The 12,433-nt window shown below is 70.2% G+C and carries 9 protein-coding genes; 4 read left to right on the forward strand and 5 right to left on the reverse strand.

Annotated features, from left to right (window positions below):
- From F9K34_RS12860 to F9K34_RS12870, 3 genes are all read right to left on the reverse strand, one after another.
- On the reverse strand, positions 1–212 hold a 212-nt coding region (locus F9K34_RS12860), incomplete at its 3' end, for an XdhC family protein (protein ID WP_291337370.1).
- Positions 209–2,557: a xanthine dehydrogenase molybdopterin binding subunit gene (gene xdhB / locus F9K34_RS12865; protein ID WP_291337371.1), complete on the reverse strand. Its 2,349-nt coding sequence runs from the start codon at positions 2,555–2,557 to the stop codon at positions 209–211. The genes F9K34_RS12860 and xdhB, both read right to left, overlap by 4 nt.
- Positions 2,554–3,915 (reverse strand): xanthine dehydrogenase small subunit, encoded by a 1,362-nt coding sequence (locus tag F9K34_RS12870; RefSeq protein ID WP_291337372.1) that lies wholly within the window; start codon positions 3,913–3,915, stop codon positions 2,554–2,556. Before F9K34_RS12870 ends, xdhB begins: the two co-directional genes overlap by 4 nt.
- A gap of 293 nt (positions 3,916–4,208) precedes the next feature.
- On the opposite strand from F9K34_RS12870, the gene F9K34_RS12875 reads away from it, so the two are divergent.
- Together F9K34_RS12875 and dnaE are read left to right on the forward strand one after the other, a co-directional pair.
- Positions 4,209–5,033, forward strand: coding sequence for a DUF6544 family protein (locus F9K34_RS12875; protein WP_291337373.1), 825 nt, complete (start codon positions 4,209–4,211; stop codon positions 5,031–5,033).
- 95 nt (positions 5,034–5,128) lie between these two features.
- A complete protein-coding gene (gene dnaE / locus F9K34_RS12880) occupies positions 5,129–8,638 on the forward strand; it encodes a DNA polymerase III subunit alpha (RefSeq protein ID WP_291337374.1) in 3,510 nt (1,169 codons plus the stop codon).
- Between the two features lie 23 nt (positions 8,639–8,661).
- Here the strand turns inward: dnaE and F9K34_RS12885 are convergent, their stop codons facing one another.
- Positions 8,662–9,735 (reverse strand): AbrB family transcriptional regulator, encoded by a 1,074-nt coding sequence (locus F9K34_RS12885; RefSeq protein WP_291337375.1) that lies wholly within the window; start codon positions 9,733–9,735, stop codon positions 8,662–8,664.
- An 86-nt stretch (positions 9,736–9,821) separates the two neighbouring features.
- Positions 9,822–10,082, reverse strand: a complete 261-nt coding sequence (locus F9K34_RS12890; protein WP_366557902.1) for a SlyX family protein — start codon at positions 10,080–10,082, stop codon at positions 9,822–9,824.
- A 122-nt stretch (positions 10,083–10,204) separates the two neighbouring features.
- Between F9K34_RS12890 and hisS the strand changes: the two genes are divergently transcribed.
- On the forward strand, positions 10,205–11,863 hold the full coding sequence (gene hisS, locus F9K34_RS12895; protein WP_291337378.1) for a histidine--tRNA ligase: 1,659 nt from the start codon (positions 10,205–10,207) through the stop codon (positions 11,861–11,863).
- The coding region (locus F9K34_RS12900) for an ATP phosphoribosyltransferase regulatory subunit (protein WP_291337376.1) at positions 11,864–12,433 on the forward strand (570 nt) is incomplete at its 3' end.

The following is a 12,433-nucleotide window of genomic DNA, read 5'->3' on the forward strand; positions in this document are numbered from 1 at the left end:
GCCCCGCCCTTCGCCAGCATCTCCCGCGCCCGTGCCGCCGCCGCGAATTCCAGCGCCCCGCCGCCGATCGTGCCCTCCTGCCCCGTTGCCCAGACCAGCATCGCCGCCCCCGCCTCGCGCGGGGCCGACCCTAGGGCCTCGGCCACGACGACCCGGACCACCGCGCCATGCGCGGCAACAGCCCTCGCCAGCGCGGCGCGTTCGAAGCTCATGCCCGCCCCCGACCCAGGCCGCGCGCCCGGTTCACCGCCGCCAACACCGCCTCCGCCGTCGCCGGGGCCTGCAGGTCGGGATAGTGGGGGCCGCAGGCCGCGCAGGCCGCGGCAAGCGCCGAGAAGACGGAAATTCCCAGCATCAGCGGCGGTTCGCCCACCGCCTTGGAGCGATAGATCGTCTCCTCCCGGTTTGCCCCGTCCCAGAGCGCCACGTTGAAGACCCGCGGCCGGTCGGAACAGGCGGGAATTTTGTAGGTCGAGGGGGCGTGGGTCCGGAGCCGCCCCCTGTCGTCCCAGACCAGTTCCTCCGTCGTCAGCCAGCCCGCGCCCTGCACGAAGCCGCCCTCGATCTGGCCGATGTCGATGGCCGGGTTCAGGCTCGCTCCGCAGTCATGCAGGATGTCCGCGCGCAGGATGCGGTTCTCGCCGGTCAGCGTGTCGATGACGACCTCGCTCACCGCCGCGCCATAGGCGAAGTAGTAGAACGGCCGCCCGCGCCCGGCCCGGCGGTCCCAGGCAAGGTCCGGCGTGGCGTAGAACCCGGTCGAGGAAAGGCTGACGCGGCCCTGGTAGCAGCGCGCCGCGGCCTCGGCGAAGCTCATCTCCGCCCCGCCGACAAAGACCCGCCCGTCCTCGAAATGCACCTTGTGCGGCTCGCTCTGGTGCTCGGCGGCGAGGAACTCGGCCATCCGCCCCCGGATCGCGTCGCAGGCCGCCTTCACCGCCATCCCGTTCAGGTCCGCCCCCGAGGAGGCGGCCGTGGCCGAGGTGTTGGGCACCTTGCCGGTATCGGTCGCGGTGATCGCCACCGTCTCCGCCTCCACCCCGAAGGCGGACGCGGCGACCTGCGCCACCTTGCGGTGCAGGCCCTGGCCCATCTCGGTGCCGCCGTGGTTCAGGTGGATCGAGCCGTCCTGATAGACATGGACGAGTGCGCCCGCCTGGTTGAGATGCGTCAGCGTGAAGGAGATGCCGAACTTCACCGGCGTCAGCGCGATCCCCTTCTTCAGCACCGGCTCGCGCGCGTTCCAGTCCGCCACAGCGGCCCGCCGCGCGGCCAGACCGCTCGTCTCCTCCAGCCGGGCCACTAGCCCGCCGAGGATGAAGTCCTCGACCGCCATCCCGTAGGGCGTCTCCTGCCTCTTCTTGGCCGAAATACTCCGGGGGTCCGGGGGCGGCGCCCCCGGCCGTCTGGGGCCGGGCGCGTCGGCGTAGAAGTTGGCCCGCCGCACGGCGAGCGGGTCCATCCCCAGCGCATGGGCGACATGGTCCATCACCCGCTCGATCCCAAGCATCCCCTGCGGCCCGCCGAAGCCGCGGAAGGCGGTCGCGGACTGGGTATTCGTGCGCAGCCGGTGGCTCTCGATGCGGATGTTCTCCAGGTGATAGGCGTTGTCGGCATGCAGCATCGCCCGGTCGCAGACCGGCAGGCTCAGGTCCTGGCTCCAACCGCAGCGGGCGAGGTGGCGGAACTCGATGCCGAGGATGCGGCCCGCCTCGTCCACCCCGGTGCAGTACTCGATGCGGAAGTCGTGGCGCTTGCCGGTGATCACCATGTCGTCGTCGCGGTCGTAGCGCATCTTCGCCGGCCGCCCGAAGGCCCGCGCGATCACCGCGCAGGCGACGGCGAGCGCGTTGCCCTGGCTTTCCTTGCCGCCAAAGCCGCCGCCCATCCGCCGCATCTCGACCCGGACGGCATTCATCGACGCGCCGATCGCCTCGGCGACCTTGTGCTGGATCTCGGTCGGATGCTGGCTGGAGGCATGGACGGTGACGCCCCCCTCCGCCGGCAGCGCCAGCGCCGCCTGGCCCTCGAGATAGAAATGCTCCTGCCCGCCGATGTCGAACCGGCCCTCGACCACCCGCGGCGCCGCGGCAATCGCCGCCCCGGCGTCGCCCCGCGCCCAGATCACCGGCCCGCCCTCGAACCGGCTCTCCGCCGCCAGCGCCTCGTCCACCGTCAGGATGGCGGGCAGCTCGCGGCAGACGATCTTTCCCTTCCGCGCCGCCCTGCGCGCGGCAAGGTGGCTCTCTGCCGCCACGAGAAAGACCGGCTGGCCGACGTAGTGCACCCGGTCCGTCGCCAGCAGCGGCTCGTCGTGGATCGAGGGGGAGACATCGTTGGCGAAGGGCAGGTCGGCCGCGGTCCAGACCGCGACCACGCCGGGGCTGGCGCGAACCTCGGTGAGGTCGACCGACAGGATCTCGCCATGCGCGAGCGTCGAGAGGCCGAAGGCCAGATGCAGCGTATTCGCCGGCAGCGGCAGGTCGTCGACATAGCGCGCGGTTCCCGCGACGTGCAGATGCGCGGAGTCGTGCGGCAGGGGCTTGGCGACACTCATGGCTCCACCTCCAAGACGTTCGCCCGCACGCCGGTGCGCTCGAGAAAATGGCGAAGCAGCATGTTCGCGGCCGTCTCGAGCCGGTAGCCGGCCGAGGCGCGCATGTCGTCGATGGGGGCGAAGTCCGCCGCGAAGGCGGGCAGCGCCGCCTCGAAGGTGGCGCGCGTGAAGGGACGCCCCTCCAGCGCCGCCTCGACCGTGCGGGCGCGTTTCGGCACCCCGGCCATGCCACCGAAGGCGATCCGCGCGCTTGCGATTTTCGAACCATCCAGCGCCAGGTTGAAGCAGCCGCAGACGGCGGATATGTCCTGATCGAACCTTTTCGACAGTTTGTAGCAGGTGAAGCCGGTCGCGGAGGCGGGGATCGTCACCGCCTCGACGAATTCGCCCTTCGCACGGTCCTGCCGGCCGTAGTCGAGGAAGAAGTCCTCCAGCGCGATCTCGCGCCGCGCCGCCCCCTTGCGCAGATGCAGCCGCGCGGCCATCGCGATCAGCGCCGGGGCCGCGTCGCCGATGGGCGAGCCGTTGGCGATGTTGCCGCCGATGGTCGCGGCCCCGCGCACCTGTTCGGAGGCGAAGCGCCGCAGCAGTTCGGCGAAGGCCGGGTGCGGCCCCGCCATCGCGGAGCGCAGGCGCGCGATGGTCACTCCGGCGCCCACGCGGAAGCCGTCGGGCGTCGTCTCGATGCGTTGCAGGTCCCTGCATGCGTGCAGGAAGGCCACCTCGGGCAGGTCGCGAAGCTGCTTTGTCACCCAGAGCCCGACATCGGTCGCCCCCGCGATCAGCACGGCCTCAGGGTGCTCTTCGTACCACGCGGCGAGTTCGTCCGAGGATGCGGGCGCGAAGGGTGCCGGCCCGGCCTCCGGCGCGGAATCCCTCACCCAGCCCGGCGCAGGCGTGCCCGCCGCTGCACCGGCCGCGCGAATGATCGGCGCGTAGCCGGTGCAGCGGCAGAGATTGCCGGCGAGAACGTCGTCGTGGTCGGTCCGGCCATTGATCTGCGCCGCCGCCATCGACACGACGAACCCCGGTGTGCAGAAGCCACACTGGCTTCCGTGATTCGCGATCATCGCCTCCTGCACCGGATGCAATTCGCCGGACGGGCCCGCCAGCCCCTCGACCGTGCGCACCGCCTTGCCGTGGAGCTGCGGCAGGAAAAGCAGGCAGGCATTCAGCGCGCGGGCACCATCGTCGTCCGTCACCATCACCGTGCAGGCGCCGCAGTCGCCCTCGTTGCAGCCTTCCTTTGTGCCGGTCAGGCCGCGCTCCTCGCGCAGCCAGTCCAGAAGCGTCCGTGTCGGTGAGCTCGCGGAAAGACGGACCGGTGCGCCATTGAGGACAAACCCGATCTCAGCCATCTCTGGTCCTGCCGCCTTCTCCCCGTCCCGGACCGGGGGTCATCCCCCCATGCGCGCCTACCCGATGCGGCGTAAAGCAGGTTCGCGCGTCCGTCCCTGTCGCCATGAAGCGCCGAAGCCGGCATCAAGGCAAGCAGAACCTTTTCGGCGAAGCGCGAAGGTGTCTTCGGACTTTCATGAGAATGTCGTCCGCCGCGACGCTTCCGCCGCGATCCCGGAGAGGCTGGCGCTTGCCGCCCGGCCGCTCCTATGATGGCGCAACCGCAGGCTTTCGCGGCCAGGGAGGAGCCAGCATGGAAACCGCCGCCGCCGTGTTCATCCTCGCCGCCCTCGGGCTCGCCGGGGCGCAGACGGTGGCGGCGGCGCGGTTCCGCGGGCGCATCCTTAAGCTTGCCGCAAGGCTCCACGACACGCCGGCGACGCGCCGCCTCGAGGACCGGCTTCCGCCCCTTGTCGCCGATTTCGCACGCCGCGCCGGGGCCGAGCCCGGTGCGGGGCTCCGCCTCGCCTCCTTCTCGCAGGACAGCGAACTGAGGCTCAGGAAGGGCGGTCGCTTCGCCCGCACCGTCGCCTGGCAGGTCGTAGCGCTCGGCCGCGCGGGCTTTCTCTGGGATGCGCGCCAGTCGCTCGGCCCGGTCCAGCATCTGAGGGTCGTCGACGCCTATGTCGGCGCCGAAGGCGTGCTCGAGGCGCGCCTCTTCGGCTCGGTGCCCTTGGCGCGGATGTCGGGGCGCGACCTCGCGCTCGGCGAGGCGTTCCGCTATCTGGCGGAACTGCCCTGGGCGCCGGACGCGATCCTCGGCAACCCCGACCTCGCCTGGCGCGTGACCGGCCCCGACCGGGTGGAGGTGCGGCTCGCGACGCAGGGCGGAACCGCCCGCGTCACCTTCCGTTTCGACGCCGCCGGCGATATCGTCGGCATGGAGGCGTCGGGCCGGCCCGCGCGCGATTCCGCCGGCACGAGCACGACGCTCGACTGGCGGGGCACCTTCGGCGACTACCGGCAGATCGGCCCGCGCCGGCTGCCGGAATACGGCGAGGTCGGCTATGTCTGGCCCGACACCGGTTACGAGCCCTACTTCCGCGGCCGCATCCGCGACTACCACGTGGCGCCGTGACCAGAGGTCCGGGGTGCTGCCCGAGCCCGCGGCACCCGTGGCGCCAGGTCGGGGAAGCGCTTTCGCCCGCCCTGCCGCTCCGCTAGTCTCGTCCCATGCCGGCCGCCCCCCGATTCATCCATCTGCGCGTCCACACCGAACACTCGCTCCTCGAAGGGGCGGTGCCGGTGAAGAAGCTCGTGGGCCTCTGCGACAAGATGAACATGCCCGCCGTCGCCGTGACCGACACCAACAACATGTTCGCGGCGCTGGAATTTTCGGTGCTGGCCAAGGCGGCGGGGGTGCAGCCGATCGTCGGTTGCCAGGTCTCGGTCGATTTCGACCCGGCGCAGCCGGGCGAACGGCCCCGGCCGTTCGCGCCCGTCGTGCTCCTCGCACAGGACGAGCCCGGCTATCTCAACCTGATGAAGCTCAACTCCCTCCTCTACCTGCGCGGCGACGGGTCGCTGCCGCATGTCACGCCGGAGGAGCTGGAGCGCCACGCGACGGGCCTCATCTGCCTCACCGGCGGGCCGGACGGGCCGGTCGGCCGGCACCTGCAGGCCGGCCAGGGCGCGAAGGCCGAGGCCCTGCTGAGGCGGCTCGCGGCCGCCTATCCCGGCCGACTCTACGTCGAGCTGCAACGCCACCCCGGCGAGGGCGGGCAATATGCCGAGGCCGAGCGGCTGACCGAGCGCGGCCATGTCGAGATGGCCTATGCGCTCGGCCTGCCGCTGGTCGCAACTAACGATGTCCATTTTCCGAAACCGGAGATGTTCGAGGCGCACGACGCGCTCATCTGCATCGCCGAAGGTGCCTACGTCGACCAGCAGGAACCCCGCCGCCGCCTGACGCCGCAGCACTACCTGAAGTCCCCCGAGGAAATGGCCGCGCTCTTCGCCGACCTGCCCGAGGCGGTGGAAAACACGGTGGAGATCGCCCGCCGCTGCGCCTTCGCCGTGTCGAAGCGCAAACCGATCCTGCCGCGCTTCGCCGAGGACGAGGTCCAGGAACTTCGCCGCCAGGCCATCGAGGGGCTGAAGGCGCGGCTCGCCGTCATCCCCCACGCGGTCAGCGTCGCGGACTACGAGGCGCGCCTCGACTTCGAGCTTGGCATCATCGAGCAGATGGGGTTCCCCGGCTACTTCCTGATCGTTGCCGACTTCATCAAGTGGGCCAAGGCGCACGACATCCCGGTGGGACCCGGCCGGGGGTCGGGCGCGGGCTCGCTCGTCGCCTACGCATTGACGATTACCGACCTCGATCCAATGCGTTACTCGCTCCTCTTCGAGCGGTTCCTGAACCCCGAGCGGGTGTCGATGCCCGACTTCGACATCGACTTCTGCATGGACCGGCGCGAGGAGGTCATCCGCTACGTGCTGGAGCGCTATGGCCACGACAGGGTGGCGCAGATCATCACCTTCGGCGCGCTCCTGTCGAAGGCCGCCGTGCGCGATGTGGGCCGCGTCCTGCAGATGCCCTACGGCCAGGTGGACCGACTGTCGAAGCTGATCCCCGTAGAAGGCGTGAAGCCGGTGTCGATCGAGAAGGCGCTCGCGGACGAGCCGCGGCTGAGGGAGGCGGCGCGCGCCGAGGAGGTGGTGCAGCGGCTTCTCGACTACGGCCAGAAGATCGAGGGGCTCCTGCGCAACGCCTCCACCCATGCCGCGGGGGTGGTGATCGGGGACCGACCGCTCGACGAGCTGGTGCCGCTCTACCAGGACCCGCGCTCCTCCATGCCCGCGACCCAGTTCAACATGAAATGGGTCGAGGCCGCGGGGCTGGTGAAGTTCGACTTCCTCGGGCTGAAGACGCTGACCGTGATCCAGAACGCGGTGGACCTGATCCGGGCGCAGGGGCGGCACCTGCACATCGCCGCCGACGGGCGCCGCCTCTACGACCCGCCCGAGGGCGCCGTGGACCAGATCAACGCCATCCCGCTCGACGATGCGGCGACCTACCGGCTCTACGCCAGCGCCAGGACGGTCGCGGTCTTCCAGGTGGAAAGCTCGGGCATGATGGACGCGCTCCGGCGCATGAAGCCCACCTGCATCGAGGACATCGTGGCGCTCGTGGCGCTCTACCGTCCCGGCCCGATGGAGAACATCCCGACCTACTGCGACGTGAAGAACGGCGTGAAGGAGCTTGAATCCATTCACCCTTCCATCGACCATATCCTCGCCGAGACGCAAGGCATCATCGTCTACCAGGAACAGGTGATGCAGATTGCGCAGGTCATGGCCGGCTATTCGCTCGGCGGCGCCGACCTCTTGCGCCGCGCCATGGGCAAGAAGATCGCCGAGGAGATGGCCAAGGAGCGTCCGAAGTTCGTGGACGGCGCGACGGCCCATGGCGTCGACCGGAAGAAGGCCGGGGAAGTCTTTGACCTGCTGGAGAAATTCGCCAACTATGGATTCAACAAGTCGCACGCCGCCGCCTATGCCGTGGTCAGCTATCAGACGGCTTGGCTGAAGGCCAACCATCCGGTCGAGTTCATGGCCGGCGTGATGAACTGCGACATCCACCTGACCGACAAGCTCGCCGTCTATGCCGAGGAGGTGCGCCGCGGCCTCGGGCTCGCCATCGTGGCGCCTTGCGTCAACCGCTCGGAGGCGACCTTCACGGTCGCCGGCGGCCAGATCGTCTATGCGCTCGGCGCCTTGAAGAACGTCGGCGTCGAGGCGATGCGGCTCATCACCGAGGCGCGGGGGCAGCGCCCCTTTGCCACGCTCTTCGACTTCGCCCGCCGGGTGGACCTCAAGCGCATCGGCAAGCGGCCGCTCGAGATGCTCGCCCGCGCCGGGGCCTTCGACGTGCTCGATCCCAATCGCGCCCGCGTCCTCGCGGCGCTCGATCCGCTCGTCGCCTGGTCGGCTGCGGTGCACGAGGGCCGGGCGTCCGCCCAGGTCTCGCTCTTCGGCGAGGCGGGGGAGGACCTGCCGGAACCGCGCCTGCCGCAGGCCGAGGACTGGATGCCGGCGGACCGTCTGGCGCAGGAACACCAGGCGGTGGGCTTCTATCTCTCGGGCCATCCGCTCGACGATTACGCCCCCGCGCTGAAGCGCAAGGGGCTCCTGACGCTGGCCGAGTTGCAGCAGAAGGCCGAACGCGACGGGGCCGCCGTCGCCCGCGTCGGCGTCCTCGTCTCGGGCCTGCAGGAACGCAAATCCGCGCGCGGCAACCGCTTCTTCCGCATGAACATCTCCGACCCCACCGGCCAGGTCGCCGGCATGGCGCTCTTCCCCGAGGATTTCGAGACCTGTCGGCGGATATTCGACCAGACGCCGCAGGTGGTGATGACGCTCGAGGCGCGCTTCAACGAGGGCCAGTTCGATCCGGTCGCCCGTTCCGTCGCCGCGATGGAGGGTGTCGTCGCGGATGCCGGCGGCGCGGGCCTGCGCATCCATATCGACAGCGATCAGGCCGTGGCCTCGGTCGCGGCCCTCCTCCAGCGCATCGCCGCCGAGGCGAAGATCCGGTCCCGCGGCCCGATCCTCTTCTGCATCGCCGACCGCGAGACGGGGGAGGAGGTGGAGGTCTCCACCGGCCGCGATTTCCCGGTGAACCCGCAGATCAAGGGGGCGATCAAGGCCATGGCCGGGGTGCTGTTGGTCGAGGAGGTCTGACGCCCCCGCCGCGTCCCGTGCCGCTAGCCCACCCGCCGCCCGAAGGCGCGCACGAAGCTGACGGCGAGGATGATCCTGAGCAGGTGATGCGCGGTGACGTAGAGGATCGACATCTTCAGGCTGAGCGCGATCAGCCCCATCTCGACGAGCCCGCCCGGCGCGAAGGCGAGGAAGACGGCGCGCACCGGCTCGCCGGTGACGGGCGCGACGGCAAGGGCGAAACCCACGGCGGTGCCGATGGTCAGGACCGCGTTCATCAGCGCGAGGCGCAGCGCCACGAGGATGCGCCCCTTCGGCATTCCCGCGAAACGGACGCCGAGCGAGGTGCCGATCACCACCTGCGCCGCGGCGATCATCCAGCCCGGCGGCACCGCCTGGGTCAGCCCCGCGACGTGGGCCGCGCCCGAGAGCACGATCGGGCCGAGCACATGGCCCGCCGGCAGCTTCAGCCAAAGGCCGAGCATCGCGCCGACCACGGCGCAGACGGCGAGAATGCCGGCATCGGCGGCATGCAGCGCCGCGCCCGCGACCCGCGCGCCCCCGGCGGAACCCACCGCATGGCCCTCCATCCAGGTGAAGGCGAGGGGGACGAAGACGATGGTGAGGATGAGCCGCAGGAACTGCAGCATGGCGAGCATCTGGATGTCCGCGCCCGCCTCCTCGCCCATCTGCACCGTCTCGACGAGCCCGCCCGGGGCGGTGCCGTAGAAGGCGGTGCGGCGGTCGGTCTGCCCCGTCGCCAGCAGCAGCCGGTAGCCCCCGTAGTGGACTAGCGGGATGAAGAGGCAGAGCGCGAGAAGCGAGGGGATCCAGGCCGGCGCCTCGGCGAGGATCTCGGGCCGCGCCGAGCCGCCGATGGCGACGCCGATCACCGGGATCACGATCATCCTGAGCTTCTGCGGCGCCTGCGGCAGATGGCCGAACGGCCGCAGCCCGCCGATGGCCGCCGCGCCTACTGCGAGGAGCGATCCCAGGAGCATCGGCAAGGGCAGGTGCAGGGCCTTCGCCGCGAGGCCGCCGCAGCTGCCAAGCGCGTAGGTCAGCGCCACGGTCGGCCAGTGCGGGGTGCCGAAGAAGGTCGAGACGCGGAATCTCATCTGCGCGGGCCGGTCATGCAAGCTGCGGGACTTGTCGGGCCTGATCCTGACACCAGCCTGACACCATGATACCCGTCACCGCAGGCTCACCAGTGCGGCGGCTTCTGATCGGCCAGCGGCACCCCGCCCCCGGCCGACGCCTCCGCCTCGGCCGCCCGCTCCATCAGCAGAGCCACGCGCCGGTTGAGCCCGTCGATCTCGCGCGACTGCCGCGCCACCACGTCCGACAGGTCGTCGAGGGCGCGCCTCAGATGCGCGAGTTCCTCTTCCGCCCGCTCCAGCCGTCCGTCCATCGCCACCGCCCCCTGCCGCCCGAACCGCCCGACGCCTGTCGGGACGGATGCCATACGCAAACCCGACGCGAAACCGACGCAAGACCGACGGCCCGCTCCGGCGGCGGACACAGCCGCTTGTTCGCCGCCCCCCCTTCCGTTACACCCGCGCGCGGATGGATGTGAAGGGTCTGGCGATGGCCAAGGACGCGAACAGGTCGGGCGGACCGAGACGGCCGCGCGCGGAGACGCCGAAGGGCTTCCGCGACTATTTCGGCGCCGAGGTGAGCGAGCGCAAGGCGATGCTCGACACCATCGCCGGGGTCTATCACCGCTACGGCTTCGATCCGCTGGAGACCTCGGCGGTGGAGACGGTGGAGGCGCTCGGCAAGTTCCTTCCCGACGTCGACCGCCCGAACGCCGGCGTCTTCGCCTGGCGCGAGGACGAGGAGGGCGCGAGCCGCGAGGGCGACTGGCTGGCGCTGCGCTACGACCTGACCGCGCCCTTGGCCCGCGTCGCGGCACAATACCGCAACGACCTGCCGACGCCCTACCGCCGCTATGCCATGGGCCCGGTCTGGCGCAACGAAAAGCCGGGGCCGGGGCGTTTTCGCCAGTTCTATCAATGCGATGCCGATACGGTCGGGGCTGCTTCGGTCGCGGCGGATGCCGAGATTTGCGCCATGCTGGCGGACGCGCTGGAAGAGGTCGGCATCCCGCGCGGGGATTATGCGGTCAGGGTGAACAACCGGAAGGTGCTGAACGGGGTGATGGAGGTCGCGGGCGTGCTCGACCCCGCCGACCCGGAGAAATTCGCCCACGAACGCGGCATCGTCATGCGCGCCATCGACAAGATCGACCGGTTGGGACCGGAGGGGGTGCGCGCGCTTCTGGGCGCGGGCCGGAAGGATGAGAGCGGCGATTTCACCAAGGGGGCGGGGCTGAGCGCCGCGCAGTCCGATGTGATTATGCGCTTCGTAAACTGGGAGGCGGAGCGCGACAAAATACTTATCGGCGGGATAAGGTCGTCGTTCATTCTCGATAACGACGACTTCAAAAAATGGCTTCACGTTTCTTTGGCCAAGTCCGTGGACCGTGACGCACTAGATGACCCCGTGCCAGCCGATGAACTACACAACCGGATGGCAATATTTCACCTCCGCGAATTGGTTCAGGGCTCAACCATCGGCGTCGAAGGCGTGGAAGAGCTTGAGAAGATTGCCGATCTTCTCGCCGCCCAGGGCTACGGCCCCGACCGCATCGTGATTGACCCCTCCGTCGTCCGCGGCCTCGGCTACTACACCGGCCCGGTCTTCGAAGCCGAACTCACCTTCGAAATCCTCGACGAAAAGGGCCGCCCCCGGCAGTTCGGCTCGGTCGCCGGCGGCGGGCGCTACGACGACCTCGTCAAGCGCTTCACCGGCCAGGCGGTCCCCGCGACCGGCGTCTCGATCGGCGTCGACCGCCTGCTGGCCGCCTTGCGCGCCAAGGGGCGCATCCAGGCCGACACGCGCGGCCCCGTCGTCGTCACGGTGATGGACCGCGACCGGATGGCCGAATACCAGAAGATGGCGACCGAACTTCGGCAGGCGGGGATCCGCGCCGAGGTCTACCTCGGCAATCCGAAGAACTTCGGCAACCAGCTGAAGTATGCCGACAAGCGCAACTCCCCCCTGGCCGTGATCCAGGGGACCGAGGAGGCGGCGCGCGGCGTCGTGCAGCTGAAGGACCTCTTCCTCGGCGCGAGGATCGCCGCCGAAGCCTCCCACGAGGAATGGAAAAGCCAGCCCGCCCAGACCGAGGTCGCGCGCGGCGACCTCGTTCCGGCCGTCCGCCGCCTCCTGGGGTCCGCCTGAATGGCGCCGAAGACCGCAGCGCGGGCCGAGGCGGAACGCCTGATGGCCGCCTTCCGCGCGGCCGGCGCGCTGCCGGTCGAGGCCGACATCCTGCAACCGGCCGAGGTCCTCCTCGACCTCTACGGCGAGGACATCCGCGCCCGCGCCTATGTCACCGGCGACCCCTTGAGGGGCGAGATGATGCTGCGCCCCGACTTCACCGTGCCGGTGGTGCAGATGCACATGGAGGGGGGCGCCGAACCCGCGCGCTACTGCTACGCAGGCGAGGTCTTCCGCAAGCAGGAGCATCTGACGGCGCGGAAGTCCGAATATGTCCAGGTCGGCTACGAGGTCTTCGACCGCGCCGACCCCGGCGCCGCCGATGCCGAGGTCTTCGCGCTTTTCGCCGGCCTGCTTTCCGATCTGAGGCTCCGGGCCGTCACCGGCGACATCGCGATCCTGACGGCGGCGGTGCGCGGGCTGAACACGCTCGAAAGCCGCAAGGCCGCGCTCCTGCGCCACGTCTGGCGGCCGCGCCGCTTCACCCAGCTTCTCGACCGCTTCGGCGGCCGCGCCCCGGTGCCCGAAACC

The sequence above is a fragment of the Albidovulum sp. genome (genome assembly GCF_008933605.1).
Lineage (GTDB): Bacteria > Pseudomonadota > Alphaproteobacteria > Rhodobacterales > Rhodobacteraceae > Albidovulum.